The 13,228-nt window shown below is 72.7% G+C and carries 14 protein-coding genes; 8 read left to right on the plus strand and 6 right to left on the minus strand.

Going from position 1 to position 13,228, the window contains the following annotated elements; translation table 11 throughout:
- Positions 1-127 precede the first annotated feature (127 nt).
- Positions 128-1,381: a winged helix-turn-helix domain-containing protein gene (locus EV188_RS04635; protein ID WP_133825409.1), complete on the plus strand. Its 1,254-nt coding sequence runs from the start codon at positions 128-130 to the stop codon at positions 1,379-1,381.
- On the opposite strand, the gene EV188_RS04640 is transcribed toward EV188_RS04635, so the two are convergent.
- Entirely contained in the window at positions 1,351-2,295 is a 945-nt protein-coding gene (locus EV188_RS04640; protein ID WP_133824998.1) for a LysR family transcriptional regulator, read from the minus strand. The two genes, EV188_RS04635 and EV188_RS04640, sit on opposite strands and share 31 nt — an antisense overlap.
- 76 nt (positions 2,296-2,371) lie before the next feature.
- Here EV188_RS04640 and EV188_RS04645 point away from each other — a divergent pair, with 76 nt between their 5' ends.
- The 3 genes from EV188_RS04645 to EV188_RS04655 are packed head-to-tail and all read left to right on the plus strand — an operon-like array spanning position 2,372 to position 5,815.
- Entirely contained in the window at positions 2,372-3,067 is a 696-nt protein-coding gene (locus tag EV188_RS04645) for a succinate dehydrogenase cytochrome b subunit (RefSeq protein ID WP_133824999.1), read from the plus strand.
- A 2-nt stretch (positions 3,068-3,069) separates the two neighbouring features.
- Complete coding sequence (locus EV188_RS04650; RefSeq protein WP_133825000.1) at positions 3,070-5,046, plus strand: fumarate reductase/succinate dehydrogenase flavoprotein subunit; 1,977 nt, start codon at positions 3,070-3,072, stop codon at positions 5,044-5,046.
- Between the two features lie 13 nt (positions 5,047-5,059).
- Positions 5,060-5,815, plus strand: coding sequence for a succinate dehydrogenase/fumarate reductase iron-sulfur subunit (locus tag EV188_RS04655; RefSeq protein WP_133825001.1), 756 nt, complete (start codon positions 5,060-5,062; stop codon positions 5,813-5,815).
- Positions 5,816-5,982: 167 nt separating this feature from the next.
- On the opposite strand, the gene EV188_RS04660 is transcribed toward EV188_RS04655, so the two are convergent.
- Together EV188_RS04660 and EV188_RS04665 are read right to left on the minus strand one after the other, a co-directional pair.
- On the minus strand, positions 5,983-6,900 hold the full coding sequence (locus EV188_RS04660) for a DUF4097 family beta strand repeat-containing protein (protein WP_133825002.1): 918 nt from the start codon (positions 6,898-6,900) through the stop codon (positions 5,983-5,985).
- A complete protein-coding gene (locus tag EV188_RS04665) occupies positions 6,897-7,643 on the minus strand; it encodes a toxin-antitoxin system HicB family antitoxin (RefSeq protein WP_208113973.1) in 747 nt (248 codons plus the stop codon). Before EV188_RS04665 ends, EV188_RS04660 begins: the two co-directional genes overlap by 4 nt.
- Before the next feature lie 99 nt (positions 7,644-7,742).
- Here EV188_RS04665 and thyX point away from each other — a divergent pair, with 99 nt between their 5' ends.
- The 4 genes from thyX (at position 7,743) to EV188_RS04685 (ending at position 11,537) form a co-directional block, all read left to right on the plus strand.
- Positions 7,743-8,498, plus strand: coding sequence for an FAD-dependent thymidylate synthase (thyX, locus tag EV188_RS04670; RefSeq protein WP_424922908.1), 756 nt, complete (start codon positions 7,743-7,745; stop codon positions 8,496-8,498).
- 29 nt (positions 8,499-8,527) lie between these two features.
- A complete protein-coding gene (locus EV188_RS04675; RefSeq protein ID WP_133825004.1) occupies positions 8,528-9,160 on the plus strand; it encodes a TIGR03085 family metal-binding protein in 633 nt (210 codons plus the stop codon).
- Complete coding sequence (locus tag EV188_RS04680; protein WP_133825005.1) at positions 9,161-9,577, plus strand: SMI1/KNR4 family protein; 417 nt, start codon at positions 9,161-9,163, stop codon at positions 9,575-9,577.
- 166 nt (positions 9,578-9,743) lie between these two features.
- Positions 9,744-11,537 carry a ribonuclease J gene (locus EV188_RS04685; RefSeq protein ID WP_133825006.1) on the plus strand — a complete coding sequence of 598 codons (1,794 nt, stop codon included), beginning with the start codon at positions 9,744-9,746 and terminating at the stop codon, positions 11,535-11,537.
- An 11-nt stretch (positions 11,538-11,548) separates the two neighbouring features.
- Here EV188_RS04685 and EV188_RS04690 read toward each other — a convergent pair whose 3' ends face one another.
- The 3 genes from EV188_RS04690 to EV188_RS04700 all read right to left on the minus strand — a co-directional run bounded on the left by EV188_RS04690 (position 11,549) and on the right by EV188_RS04700 (position 13,225).
- The gene (locus tag EV188_RS04690; RefSeq protein WP_133825007.1) at positions 11,549-12,028 is read right to left on the minus strand and encodes an SRPBCC family protein; all 480 of its coding nucleotides are present in this window, start codon (positions 12,026-12,028) and stop codon (positions 11,549-11,551) included.
- Positions 12,025-12,348 carry an ArsR/SmtB family transcription factor gene (locus EV188_RS04695; RefSeq protein ID WP_133825008.1) on the minus strand — a complete coding sequence of 108 codons (324 nt, stop codon included), beginning with the start codon at positions 12,346-12,348 and terminating at the stop codon, positions 12,025-12,027. The genes EV188_RS04690 and EV188_RS04695 overlap by 4 nt, the downstream gene beginning before the upstream one ends.
- A 61-nt stretch (positions 12,349-12,409) precedes the next feature.
- Positions 12,410-13,225 carry a DUF2182 domain-containing protein gene (locus EV188_RS04700; protein ID WP_133825009.1) on the minus strand — a complete coding sequence of 272 codons (816 nt, stop codon included), beginning with the start codon at positions 13,223-13,225 and terminating at the stop codon, positions 12,410-12,412.
- Positions 13,226-13,228 lie beyond the last annotated feature (3 nt).

The following is a 13,228-nucleotide window of genomic DNA, read 5'->3' on the forward strand; positions in this document are numbered from 1 at the left end:
GGTCAACGCCGGTGCGGGGCTGCTCATTCCGCACTGAGTCGATGGTCGAGCTCCCCTATCGGCGTGCTCCCCTTGATGCTCCGTCCCACTGTCGGACCCCTCGGGCAGGATCGGGGACGTGGAGACCATGTCGGTGGCGCAGGCCCGGCGCGCGGCCGTGGCCGCGCAGGGGTTCGGCGGATCGGCGCGGCGCGGGCAGCCGGCGCGGCGCACGATCGCGACGGAGGTCGAGCGGCTGGGCCTGCTCCAGCTCGACTCCGTCAACGTCGCCGTCCGGGCGCACTACGCGCCGCTGTTCTCCCGCCTCGGGCCCTACGACCGCGACACCCTCGACGCGCTCGCGTGGCCGCAGAAGCCCGCGCAGGCCCGCCGGCGGACCCTGGTCGAGTTCTGGGTCCACGAGGCGAGCCTGCTGCCCGTCGACGAGTGGCCGCTCTTCCGCTGGCGCATGCGCGACAACGCCGCGAAGCAGGGACGCTGGCTGGGCAGCGCGCTCGAGCACCGGTCCGACGTCCTCGACGTCGTCACCGCCGTCGTGGCCGAGCACGGCCCGCTCGAGGCCGGCGAGATCGAGAAGGTGCTGGGCGACGCGGGAGACCGGCGCGCCCGCGCGTACGGCGGCTGGTGGCAGCGCAGCGACATCAAGGTCGCGTGCGAGCACCTCTTCGCGATCGGCGAGCTCACCACCGGCACGCGGCGCGGCTTCCGGCGCGCCTACGAGCTCACCGAGCGCGTGCTCCCGCCCGACGTCCACGCCCGCGACCCGGCGCGCGACGAGTCGATGCGCGAGCTGATCCGCCGTGCCGCGCGGGCGCTCGGCGTCGCCACCGAGCCCGACCTGCGCGACTACTATCGCCTGCCGCCCACCGAGAGCCAGGCCGCGGTCGCGGAGCTCGTCGACGCGGGGGAACTGGTGCCCGTGCAGGTCGAGGGCTGGAGCGCGCCGGCCTACCGGACGCCCGAGACGCGCGTGCCGCGCCGGATCACCGGCCGGGCCCTGCTGGCGCCGTTCGACCCGCTCATCTGGTTCCGGGCCCGCACGCTGCGGCTCTTCGACTTCCACTACCGCATCGGCATCTACACGCCCGCCGAGAAGCGCACCCACGGCTACTACGTCTTCCCGTTCCTGCTCGACGGGCGGCTCGTGGCGCGCGTCGACCTCAAGGCCGACCGCGCGATCGGGCTGCTCCGGGTGCCCGGCGCCTACCTCGAGGAGGGCGCGCCCGAGTCCCGGGTCGCCGCCGAGCTCGCCGCCGAGCTGGCGACGATGGCGGAGTGGCTGGGCCTCGACGGCGTCCTGGTCGACGGGGGCGGCGACCTCGCGCCGGCCCTGGCCCACGCCGTCAAGGCTCAGGCCGACAACGTCGGGGGGTGGACGTAGCGCACGCCCGGCGGCAGGTGCCCGGTGCGTGACGTGCGGGCGAGCACGGCGAGGAGGTCCTCGCGGAACGCCTGCGCGGCGCGGGTCGGGGCGACGTCGGTGCGGTGGGCCAGCGAGATGGTCCGGTGGCTCCAGGCCCCGCCGTCGAGGCGGGTCGCGCGCAGCGTCGGGTGTCCGGCGAGCACGAGGCTCGGCACGATCGCCACGCCCAGCCCGCGCTCCACCATGCGCAGCACGGCGTCCATCTCGCCGCCCTCGACGGCGATGCGCGGGGTGACGCCCGCGGCCGCGCACGCCGCGAGCGTCACCTCCCGCAGCTCGTAGCCGGGCCGGTTGACGACCAGCGGGTGGTGGGCGAGGTCGGCGATGCCGATGTGCTCGCCGAGGTCGGGGCGACCACGCCCCGTGACGACGACCAGCTCCTCGCGCAGCACCGGCGTCATCGCGAGGTCGGGGACCGGCTGCTTGCGGTCGATGACCAGGGCGACGTCGAGCTGGCCGCGCTGCAGGTCGGCGACGAGGTCCTGCGAGCCGCCCTCGGAGATCTGGATGGCGATGCCCGGGTAGCGGCCGTGGAAGACCTCGAGCACGTCGGCGACCACGCTGACGCAGAGGCTCGGCGTGGCCCCGAGGCGCAGCCGGCCCTTGCGGAGCCCGGCGAGCTCGGCGATCTCCATCCGGGCGGTCTCGGAGTCGGCGACGATCCTCCGGGCGAGGGGGAGCAGCGCCTCGCCCGCCGGCGTGGGTGTGACGTTGTCGTGACCGCGCGTGAGCAAGGTCTCGCCCAGGTCCTCCTCGAGGCTGCGGATCTGTTTGCTCAGCGTGGGTTGCGCGACGCGGCACAGGCCCGCTGCCTGCGTGAATCGGCCGGTGTCCACCACAGCGAGGAAGTAGCTGAGCTGTTTGATGGTCATCGCCATAGCTCCACGCTATGGCACGACCGTGTTGCATGCATTAGCGCTCCGGGGATCCCCGACTTACCGTTTTCACGTGGTCATCACCCCGCAGCGCAACATCGTGTCGAGGACGTGGGGCACCTCGGTCGGGAAGAAGTCGGTCATGGCCGTGACCGGCGGGATCTTCCTGCTCTACGTCATCGCCCACATGATCGGGAACCTGAAGATCTTCTTCGGGATCCAGGCCTTCGACGCCTACTCGCAGCACCTGCGCGAGATCGGTGAGGCGATCTTCGGCTACGAGGGCGTCCTCTGGATCATCCGCCTGGTCCTGACGGTCAGCGTCGTCCTGCACATGTGGGCGGCGTTCTCGCTCTGGGCGCGCGCGAAGAAGGCGCGCCCGATCGGGTACCAGCACCGGCAGAGCTGGCAGGGCAGCTACGCGGCCCGCACGATGCGCTGGGGCGGGGTGATCATCGCGCTGTTCGTGATCTGGCACATCCTCGACCTGACCACCGGGACCGTGAACCCCCTCGGCGGCGACGACAGCGCCTACATGAAGCTCGTCGCCAGCTTCGACCGCTGGTACGTGGCGCTGTTCTACGTCCTCGCCGTCGTGGCGCTGGGCTTCCACATCCGGCACGGCCTCTGGTCGGCGATCCAGACGTTCGGCCAGAACAGCGCGCTCAAGCAGAACGCGCTCAAGACCTTCTCCTTCGTCGTGGCCGCGGTGATCACGATCGGCTTCGCGATCGTGCCGCTGTCCGTGATGTTCGGTTTGGTGGGGTAGAGATGTCCGAATTGCAGCAGGAGCCCACGGCCACGCAGGGCGAGGGCCGGTACGTCGTCGGCGACCCGATCGGCGACACCCGCGCCCCGGACAGCCCGATCGGCGACCGCTGGGCCGACCGCAAGTTCTCCGCGCGCCTGGTCAACCCGGCCAACCGCCGCAAGATGAGCGTCATCGTCGTCGGCACCGGCCTCGCCGGTGGTGCGGCGGCCGCGACGCTGGGCGAGGCCGGCTACCACGTCAAGTCGTTCTGCTACCAGGACAGCCCGCGGCGCGCGCACTCGATCGCCGCCCAGGGCGGGATCAACGCCGCGAAGAACTACCGCTACGACGGTGACTCGATCCACCGGCTGTTCTACGACACGATCAAGGGCGGCGACTTCCGCTCGCGCGAGTCGAACGTGCACCGCCTCGCCGAGGTCAGCCTCAACATCATCGACCAGTGCGTCGCGCAGGGCGTGCCGTTCGCCCGCGAGTACTCGGGACTGCTCGACACGCGCTCGTTCGGCGGCACCCAGGTCTCGCGGACCTTCTACGCCCGCGGCCAGACGGGCCAGCAGCTGCTGCTCGGCGCCTACCAGGCCCTCGAGCGCCAGGTCCACGCCGGCACCGTCGAGATGCACCCGCGCACCGAGATGCTCGACCTCATCGTGGTCGACGGCCGCGCACGCGGGATCGTCACGCGCAACCTGTTCACCGGCGAGATCGACACGCACCTCGCGGACGTCGTCATCCTCGCCTCCGGCGGCTACGGCAACGTCTTCTACCTGTCGACGAACGCCAAGGGCTCCAACGTCACCGCCGCCTGGCGGGCGCACAAGCGGGGCGCGCTGTTCGCCAACCCCTGCTACACGCAGATCCACCCGACCTGCATCCCGGTCTCCGGCGAGTACCAGTCGAAGCTGACCCTGATGTCGGAGTCCCTGCGCAACGACGGCCGCGTGTGGGTGCCCAAGGAGCGCGGCGACGACCGCAACCCGAACGACATCCCCGAGGACGAGCGCGACTACTACCTGGAGCGCCAGTACCCGGCGTTCGGCAACCTGGTGCCGCGCGACATCGCCTCGCGCGCCGCGAAGAACATGTGCGACGCCGAGCACGGCGTGGGCCCCGGCGGCCTGGGCGTCTACCTGGACTTCAAGGACGCCATCGAGCGCCTCGGCCGCAACGCCGTCGAGGCCAAGTACGGGAACCTGTTCGAGATGTACCAGCGCATCACCGGGGACGACCCGTACGAGGTCCCGATGCGCATCTACCCGGCGATCCACTACACGATGGGCGGGCTGTGGGTCGACTACGACCTGCGCTCGACCATCCCGGGCCTGTTCGTCGGCGGCGAGGCCAACTTCTCCGACCACGGGGCCAACCGCCTCGGCGCGTCGGCGCTGATGCAGGGCCTCTCCGACGGGTACTTCGTACTGCCGACGACGGTCGCCGACTACCTCGCGGACGCCCCGTTCGACGAGGTCCCCGCGGACCACCCCGCCGTCGTCGAGGCGGTCGACTCGACCCGGGCGCGGATCGACAAGCTCCTGTCGGCCAACGGTCACCGGACCGTCGACTCGTTCCACCGCGAGCTGGGCCAGCTCGTCTGGGACCAGTGCGGCATGGCCCGCAGCAAGGAGGGCCTGGAGAAGGCGCTCGACCGGATCCCCTCGCTGCGCGAGGAGTTCTGGCGCGACGTGAAGATCGTGGGCACCGGCGACGGGTTCAACCAGTCGCTGGAGAAGGCCAACCGCGTCGCCGACTTCATGGAGCTCGCCGAGCTCATGTGCATGGACGCGCTGCACCGCGAGGAGTCCTGCGGCGGTCACTTCCGCGTCGAGCACCAGACCGAGGACGGCGAGGCCGAGCGCGACGACGAGAACTTCTCGTACGTGGCGGCCTGGGAGTACGGCGGCGACAACCAGCGGCCGGTGCTGCACAAGGAGGACCTCGAGTTCTCCTACGTGCACCCGAGCCAGCGCAGCTACAAGTAGTGGAGTCACCCCAGTGAAGCTGACCCTGCGCATCTGGCGTCAGGCCTCGCCCGAGGCCAAGGGCAAGATGCAGAAGTACGTGCTCGACGACGTCGAGCCCGACATGTCGTTCCTCGAGATGCTCGACGTGCTCAACGAGAAGCTCGTGATGGACGACAAGGACCCGGTGTCGTTCGACCACGACTGCCGCGAGGGCATCTGCGGTTCGTGCGCCATGGTCATCAACGGCACCGCGCACGGCCCGCAGAAGAACACCACCACCTGTCAGCTGCACATGCGGCACTTCAGCGACGGCGACACGATCGACATCGAGCCGTGGCGGGCGCGGGCGTTTCCCGTGGTCAAGGACCTGGTCACCGACCGCAGCGCGCTCGACGAGATCATCAAGTCGGGCGGCTACATCTCGGTCAACACCGGCTCGGCGCCCGAGGCGCACGCGATCCCGGTGGACAAGGTCTCGGCCGACGACGCGTTCGACGCGGCCACCTGCATCGGGTGCGGCGCGTGCGTCGCGGCGTGCCCGAACGGCAGCTCGATGCTGTTCACCGCGGCCAAGGTGACCCACCTCGGCCTGCTCCCGCAGGGCCAGCCCGAGCGGGCGACGCGCGCGATGAACATGCTCGCCAAGCAGGACGAGCTGGACTTCGGCGGCTGCACCAACGTCGGCGCCTGCCACGAGGTGTGCCCGAAGGGCATCCCGCTGGCCTCGATCGCGCAGCTGAACCACGACGTCCTCGGCGCGACCCTCACCGGCGCGCGCTCGGACTAGGCGCCCGGCCCCGTCGCCCCCCGATTCGAGCGAAGGGCACCTTCGCTCGGATAGACGGGCGAGGGGTGCCCGCCGCCGGAACCCGGCGCGGCACCACGTACTGAGCGAAGGGCCCCTTCGGTCGATCTAGCTGACCGGAGGGGCCCTTCGCTCGGAACCGGGAGTGCTCACGTCGCCGCGGCGAGCGCCGGGCGCGGTTTCGCGGTGGCGACGGTGACGTCGCCGGCCCCGGTGCGGGCGCGGACGCTCAGCGGCTCGCCCGCCGGCGCCTCCGGGCGCTCCGTGCGCACCGGCAGGTCGGTGCGCACGTGACCCACCGCGGCGTGCAGGGCGACCTTCGCGTCGACGCCGGCGTGCACGCCCACCCACAGCGAGCCCACGCCGGTGCCGAGCTCCAGCTCCCCGGACACGGCGTCGGCGACCCGGACGTCGCCGGCCGCGGCCCGGACCGCCACGTCGGCGTGCACCTCGCCGAGCCGGATGCGCCCGGCGCCGGTGGTGATCTCCGCGGGCGCGAGGACGTGGTCGACGCGCACGCCGCCGGCCCCGCCCGTCATGCGCAGCGGGCCCTCGAGCCGCCCGATCCGGACCTCGCCGGCGCCGCAGCGCAGCTCGGTGCGGCCGGCGACCTCGTCGAGGCGGATCTCGCCGGTGCCGTGCACGGACACCTCGTCGGCGCGGCCCTCGACCCGGATGCGGGCGGCGCCGGCCCGCAGGCGCAGCGACGAGCCGCGCGGGGCCCGGACGGTGACGGCGAGCGGGATCCCGCGCAGCGCCAGGTCGCCCGGCCCGCGGACGACCAGGCGGCGGGCGTCGGCGTCCCAGCCGAGCGTGGTGGCGGCGACGGCCGCGGCCGCGCGCTCCTCCGGCGTGGTCGGCGTGCGGTCGGCACCGAGGAACCCGAGCAGCCCCGAGATCCCGCGCAGCCACCCGGGCGGCGCGTCGGGGTCGGCCTCGAGCCGGAGGCCCACGGAAGCGTCGGGACCCGGGTCCAGGTGCACGCGCACGGTGCCGGCGTCGATCGCGAGGTCCAGGGTCACCGGCTCCGACCCGGTCCCGGTGAGCTCACGTGCCGGGGCGCTCATCCCCGCACCCAGCCCGACACCTCGTCCCCGCCGCCCTCGTCGTCCTTCCTCCCGGAGCCCGGGTCCTTCGGCGCGTCCTTCGGGGGAGCGTCGTCGGTGGAGGATGACGAGGACGACGAGGGAGCTCCCTGGTCCCAGCCCTTGCGCCAGTTCTCGTCCCAGCTCTGGTCTCCGCCGCGGTCCCAGCCGCGCGGACCGCCGTGCTGGCGCAGCGCGCCCTGCACCGCCTGGCCGATCCAGGAGTTCAGCGACATCCCCTGGGACGCGGCGGCCTTCTCGGCCTGGCCCTTGATCTGGTCGACGAGGCGCAGGGTCATCCGCGAGATGTCGCCGACGTCCGGGCCGCCCTGCCCGCCGAAGCCGCCCTGACCGCCGCCGAAGCCGGGGAAGCCGGGCCCGGGCGGGGGCGGCGGGGTCTGGCGGTGACCGCCGGGGCCGCCACCGGGCGTGCCCGCGAAGGGCGACGACGACGGGCCCGCGAAGAAGCCGTCCTCGTCCGACGGGTCGCGGTCGACGACCACCTTGACCTCGCGGCCGGAGAGGCGCAGCGAGACCGTGCGGTCGCCGAGCTGCTCGGAGACCTCGCCGGCGAGGTCGGACAGGGCGTTCATGAGCGCCAGCCGGACGGCGGGCTCGAGGGCGGCGGCGAGCGAGGAGCCCGCCCGGCTCGTGGCCTCGTCGCCGACCGCGGCGGCCGCGGCGAGGTCGTCGCGCAGGGAGGCGACGTACGGTGTCAGGTCCATGACACCATTGTGACACCACGACCGACTGATCGCCACCATCGTGGTGTCATGCTCGCTGCCAGCGAACACCCGGAAAACTCGACTTGTACCGTGGGCCGCGTGGCCCCCGAGACCGTGACCCCCCAGGTGACGCTGATCGCGAAGACCGAGTTCTTCGCCCCGCCCGGGGTCCCGTGGGAGACCGACGTCGACGGCGGCCAGGCGCTCGCCGAGTTCGCCGGGCGCGCCTGCTACCAGTCGTGGAGCAAGCCGAACCCCGCGACGGCGACGAACGCGGGCTACCTGCGGCACATCCTCGAGGTCGGGCACCTCTCGGTGCTCGAGCACGGCACGGTCAGCTTCTACCTGACCGGGATCTCGCGCAGCCTCACCCACGAGCTGATCCGCCACCGGCACTTCTCGTACTCGCAGCTCTCGCAGCGGTACGTGCCCGAGAAGGACGCGGCGATGGTCGAGCCGGACGTCATCGCCGACGACCCCGAGCTCCACCAGATGTTCGCCGAGGCGAGCGCCGCGGCGCTGGCGTCCTACGAGAAGCTCCTCGCGGGCCTCGAGGAGCGCTTCGCCGACGAGCCCAACCGCACGCTGCGCCGCAAGCAGGCCCGCCAGGCCGCGCGCGCCGTGCTGCCCAACGCCACCGAGACCCGCATCGTCGTCACCGGCAACTACCGGGCCTGGCGCCACTTCATCGCGATGCGGGCGAGCGAGCACGCGGACGTCGAGATCCGCGACCTCGCCATCGCCTGTTTGAAGGTGCTCCAGGCCGAGGTGCCGAACGTGTTCGCCGACTTCGAGATCCGCCGCCTGCCGAGCGGGTCGGAGGTCGCGGCGAGCCCGTTCGTCGCCGAAGGCTGAGCCGGGCGGCGTCCGGGTAGGAGGACCCCATGAGTGCCGCCCAGATCGCCGACGCCGAGCGTCGCGATCTCGCCGACCTGCTCCTGCGGCTCGGCCCCGACGAGCCCACGCTGTGCGGGGGCTGGACCACGCGCGACCTGCTCGCGCACCTGATCACCCGCGAGCGCCGGCCCGACGCCGCGCCCGGCATCCTCATCCCGCCGCTCGCGAGCTGGACCGGGCACGTGCAGGCCGCGGTGGCCCGCGGCGACTTCGGCGAGCTGGTGGCCACGCTGCGCTCCGGCCCGCCGTTCTGGAGCCCGATGGCGCTGCCGCCGCTGCGCGCCGTCGACGTCCAGGAGTTCTTCATCCACCACGAGGACGTGCGCCGGGCCCAGGCCGGCTGGTCGCCGCGCCCGCCGGACGAGGCGCGCGACAGGACGATCTGGCGGATGGTCGGCCTGCTCGGCCGGCTGACCTACCGCTCGAGCCCGGTCGCCGTGACGCTGCGCCGCCCCGACGGCGAGGAGCACGCCGTGCGCTCCGGCCCGCGCACCGTCATCCTCACCGGCGAGCCGGGCGAGCTGCTGCTGCACGCGGCGGGGCGCGACGAGTGCGTCGTGCACCCCGAGGGCGAGCCCGCCGACGTCGCCACGGTGATGGCGCTCGACCGGGGCCTGTAGATGGTCGACTGGGTCCAGGACGTGCTCCTCCCGCCCGCGACCGACGCCGACGTCCGGGCGCACGAGGACGCCCTGCGGGTCGACCTGCCGAGCGACTTCCTCGCCGTGGCCCAGCGTCTCCAGGGAGCACGGCCGGTGCCCGCCGCCGTGGGCCTGACGAACGGTGCCGGCACCGCGGTGGCTCGGCTCCTGCACTTCGCCGAGGGCTTCGGCAACATCGTGACCCGCCGGTTCCCGGTCGAGGAGGTCCTGGACAAGGGCGTGATCCCCTTCGCGGAGGACATCGGGGGCGACCTGTTCTGCTTCTCCTACCGGACGGACTTCGACGCGCCCCCCGTCGTGTTCTGGGACGTCGACGGCGGAGCCGCGCCCCTGGCACCGACCTTCACCGCCTTCGTCGATCTGTTGCACGAGTGACGGGCACGGCCTGGTCCGGCGCCCGTCCGGTCCCGCGCGGTACCGTCCCCCTCGAGGGGCCGGGAGCGGGCTGCCCGCCCACCCGGCGTCGACGCGCGATCCGCCGGGTGCCCCGTGATCAGGAGGAACCGATTCCCACCCGAGACATGCCCACCGGGACGACCCGATGAGCCGCTCCACCGCCCGCCGCCCCGAGCAGGGTCAGCAGCGAGGCCAGCAGCAGTCCCCGCAACCGGACCACGCAAGCCACGACTGCGCCCAGGGCTCCGGCGTGCCGACGCAGTCGGTCCCGGGCTCCGAGGGCACCCCGCCGCCGACCCCGGACGGCGCGCTGCGCGTCGTCGCCCTCGGGGGCATCGGCGAGATCGGGCGCAACATGACCGTGCTCGAGTACGGCGGCCGCCTGCTGGTCGTCGACTGCGGCGTGCTGTTCCCGTCCGAGGACTCGCCCGGCGTCGACCTGATCCTGCCGGACTTCCGGACGATCGAGGACCGGCTCGACGACGTCGACGCCCTCGTGCTCACCCACGGGCACGAGGACCACATCGGCGCCGTGCCGTTCCTGCTGCGCCAGAAGCCGGACCTGCTGGTCGTCGGGTCGCGGTTCACGCTGGCGCTGGTCGAGGCCAAGTGCCGCGAGCACCGGATCACCCCGCACCTGCTCGAGGTCCGCGAGGGCGAGCGCAACCACTTCGGCACGTGGGACTGCGAGTTCTTCGCGGTCAACCACTCGATCCCCGACGCGCTGGCCGTCGCGATCCGCACGCCCGGCGGCACGGTCCTGCACACCGGCGACATCAAGCTCGACCAGCTGCCCCTCGACGGGCGCCTGACCGACCTCGCGGGCTTCTCCCGCCTGGGCGACGAGGGTGTCGACCTGCTGCTCGTCGACTCGACGAACGCCGAGGTCCCGGGCTTCGTCACCCCGGAGCGCGAGATCGCCCCGGTGATCGACGACGTGTTCCGCAAGGCCCCGAGCCGGCTGATCGTCGCGTGCTTCGCGAGCCACGTGCACCGCGTGCAGCAGGTGCTCGACGCCGCCGCGAAGCACGGCCGCAAGGTCTGCTTCACGGGCCGCTCGATGGTGCGCAACATGGGCATCGCGACCGACCTCGGCCTGCTCGACGTGCCCGAGGGGCTGCTCGTCGACCTCGACGACGCGCTGGCGATGCCCGAGAAGGACGTCGTGCTGGTGTCGACGGGGTCGCAGGGCGAGCCGCTCTCGGCGCTGGGGCGTATGGCCCGCGGTGACCACCGCCAGATCACGATCATGCCGGGCGACACCGTCGTCCTGCTCTCGAGCCTCATCCCCGGCAACGAGACCGCCGTGTTCGCGGTGATCAACGGCCTCACGCGCCTCGGCGCCGACGTCGTGCACTCCGGGGTGGCCAAGGTCCACGTCTCCGGTCACGCGAGTGCCGGCGAGCTGATGTTCCTCTACAACGCGCTGCGGCCCCGCAACGTCATGCCGGTGCACGGCGAGTGGCGCCACCTGCGGGCCAACGCCGAGATCGCGCGCCGCACCGGGGTGGAGAACGTCGTCATCGCCGAGGACGGGGTCGTCGTCGACCTCGTCGAACGCCGCGCCGCCATCAGCGGCCGGGTCGAGGTGGGGCACGTCTACGTCGACGGCAACCAGGTCGGCGACGTCGGCGAGTCGACGCTGTCGGACCGCACGGTGCTCGGCGAGGGCGGGTTCATCGCGATCACCGTCGCGGTCGAGGCGGCCACGGGCCGGGCGCTGTCGGCGCCGCGGATCTCCGGGCGCGGGTTCTCCGACGACCCGAAGGCGCTGGAGAACGTCGTCTCCCTGGTCGAGATGGAGCTCTCCCGCACCGAGGCCGAGGGCATCACCGACACCCACCGCATCGCCCAGGCGGTCCGGCGGGTCGTCGGCAAGTGGGTGGGGGAGACCTACCGCCGCCGGCCGATGATCGTGCCGACGGTCCTGCCGGTCTGATCACCGGCCGGTCAGGACCGGCCCTCCACCATCTGCGCGTAGGCGGCAAGCAGCGCGACCCAGCCGCCGCCTCCGTGCTCGATGGCGCCGTGGACGCCCTCGCCGCCGACGAGGCGCTCGAAGTGGCGGTGCTCGACCTCCACCGTGGTCTGCTCCGGCCCGTCGGCGTGGAAGCGGACCTCGATCTCGCTGGCGTGGGCCGGGTCGGGGTCGAACTGCCAGTCGCCCCCGATCTGCCAGGTGAACACCACCCGTTCCGGCGGCTCCCAGGCCAGCACGCGGCCCCAGTCGCACTCGCTGCCGTCGACGCCGCGCTCGAACCACCGGCCGCCCTCCTGCGGCTCGAGGACGACGTCGGCGACCTCGGCGGCCCCGATGTGGTACTGCCGCGGCCACCAGGCACCGAAGTGGCCCGTGAACAGGTCGAAGGCCCGGTCACGGCTGACGTTGACGGTGGTCTTGCCCTCGATCGCCGGGATCGGCGTGGTCATGGCTGCTCCTCGGTCGCGTGCTGTTCGACGAACTTGTGGAAGTCCGCCAGGGCGTGCTCCCAGACACCGTCGAGCCACGTCCGGAGGGCGCCGACGCCCTGCGGGTCGAGGCGGTAGATGCGTCGCGTGCCCTCGGCGCGGACGGCGACGAGCCCCCCGTCCTTGAGGACCTTGAGGTGCTGTGACACCGCGGGGCGACTGATCGGGAGCTGGTCGGCGAGCTCACGGACGGAGCTCGGCCGCCGCGCCAGCATCTCGAAGATCGCGCGGCGCATGGGGTCGCCCAGCAGCCCCAGCCCGGCATCTCGGTAAGCTGACACGAACGGTAAGCGTAGACCGACCGATGGCCCGTCGGTAGCCCTGACATCGGCCGTCGGGGCGTCACATCATCGGCATGTCCTGCATCACCGGAACCGTCAGACCGGGAACGGCCGTGGGCGCGAGGAGGACGACCACGCCGAGGGCGACGAGCAGCGCCGCCGTGCCGTAGGTGAGGAGCGACCGCCACGGGGCGATCTTCTCGACGGCGATGAGGACGGCGATGAACGCCATCCACAGGGCGCTCATGACCCCGAGGGCGAACAGGGCGAGCATGAGCGCCCAGCAGCACCCGAGACACCACGCGCCGAGCGTGACGCCCATCCCCAGACCGCCGGCCGGACCGTCGCGCCAGGAGCCGAGCAGGAAGCCGAGCGGGCTGCGGCACCGGGTCAGGCAGACGTTCTTCAGCGGGGTGAGCTCGTAGATCCCGGCGACGAGGATCGCGCCACCGGCCACGACGCGCCCGGCACCGTCCCAGGCCAGGGAGTCGCCGGCCACGCGGCCGACCGCTGACCCGACGACCCACGCGGCCACGCCGGCGGCGGTCCAGGTCAGCAGGTACCCCGCGGTGAAGGCGGCCGGTGCGAGCGGCGTCCGCGTCCTCGTCATCGTCGTGTAGAGCGCGACGGTCGGAGCGACCGACGGGAACATCATCGCCGCCATCATCACGACCCAGAGCAGGACGAACCCGGCGAGCCCGCCGAGCGCGGTCCACGGCCCGGCGTCCATGCCCCGCATCTGCTCGACGGACCACCACCAGGCGACCGCGGCGATGAGGAGGAGCGCGACGACGAGGCCGAGCCGCGCGCGGGCGGCCACCTGCGCCGGGCGTGGGCCGTCGTCCGCGGCCCGATCTCCCCGGTCCTCCAGGGTCATGGG

Origin of the sequence: Actinomycetospora succinea, from assembly GCF_004363095.1 — a bacterium.
Taxonomy (GTDB): Bacteria; Actinomycetota; Actinomycetes; order Mycobacteriales; family Pseudonocardiaceae; genus Actinomycetospora; species Actinomycetospora succinea.

Coding starts and splice junctions, on each gene's coding strand:
- EV188_RS04635 (WP_133825409.1), top strand. CDS start 128: ATGTCGGTGGCGCAGGCCCGGCGCGCGGCCGTGGCCGCGCAGGGGTTC.
- EV188_RS04640 (WP_133824998.1), bottom strand. CDS start 2,295: ATGACCATCAAACAGCTCAGCTACTTCCTCGCTGTGGTGGACACCGGC.
- EV188_RS04650 (WP_133825000.1), top strand. CDS start 3,070: ATGTCCGAATTGCAGCAGGAGCCCACGGCCACGCAGGGCGAGGGCCGG.
- EV188_RS04660 (WP_133825002.1), bottom strand. CDS start 6,900: ATGAGCGCCCCGGCACGTGAGCTCACCGGGACCGGGTCGGAGCCGGTG.
- EV188_RS04665 (WP_208113973.1), bottom strand. CDS start 7,643: ATGGACCTGACACCGTACGTCGCCTCCCTGCGCGACGACCTCGCCGCG.
- EV188_RS04675 (WP_133825004.1), top strand. CDS start 8,528: ATGAGTGCCGCCCAGATCGCCGACGCCGAGCGTCGCGATCTCGCCGAC.
- EV188_RS04680 (WP_133825005.1), top strand. CDS start 9,161: ATGGTCGACTGGGTCCAGGACGTGCTCCTCCCGCCCGCGACCGACGCC.
- EV188_RS04685 (WP_133825006.1), top strand. CDS start 9,744: ATGAGCCGCTCCACCGCCCGCCGCCCCGAGCAGGGTCAGCAGCGAGGC.
- EV188_RS04690 (WP_133825007.1), bottom strand. CDS start 12,028: ATGACCACGCCGATCCCGGCGATCGAGGGCAAGACCACCGTCAACGTC.
- EV188_RS04700 (WP_133825009.1), bottom strand. CDS start 13,225: ATGACCCTGGAGGACCGGGGAGATCGGGCCGCGGACGACGGCCCACGC.